Source organism: Bacillus cereus group sp. N12, from assembly GCF_016483575.1.
Lineage (GTDB): Bacteria > Bacillota > Bacilli > Bacillales > Bacillaceae_G > Bacillus_A > Bacillus_A toyonensis.
This window is the reverse complement of sequence record NZ_JAEHBO010000254.1, coordinates 1-247: the sequence shown is the minus strand read 5'-3', so window position 1 is coordinate 247 and position 247 is coordinate 1. Positions and strand designations below refer to the sequence as shown.

Here is a 247-nt window from a genome sequence, read left to right as displayed (position 1 = left end):
CTTTAGGAGTTGTTGGAGCGAAAGCTGGAGCAATGATGGCGGCAGCTGATACTTTTGAAGTGAAGATTCAAGGGCGAGGCGGTCACGGTGGTATGCCGCATCATACTGTTGATGCTATTATCGTTGCAACACAAGTAATTAATCAGTTGCAACTTTTAGTGAGTCGAAAAATAGATCCGCTTCAATCTGCGGTATTAACAGTTGGTACGTTCCAGGCTGGTCAAGCGGATAATATTATTGCGGATAC

Annotated in this window: 1 protein-coding gene; it reads left to right on the top strand. The window is 44.5% G+C overall.

Features of this window, described 5'->3' with window-relative positions; all coding sequences use genetic code 11:
- On the top strand, nt 1–247 hold a 247-nt coding region (locus tag JDS92_RS30375), incomplete at both ends, for a peptidase dimerization domain-containing protein (protein ID WP_199633065.1).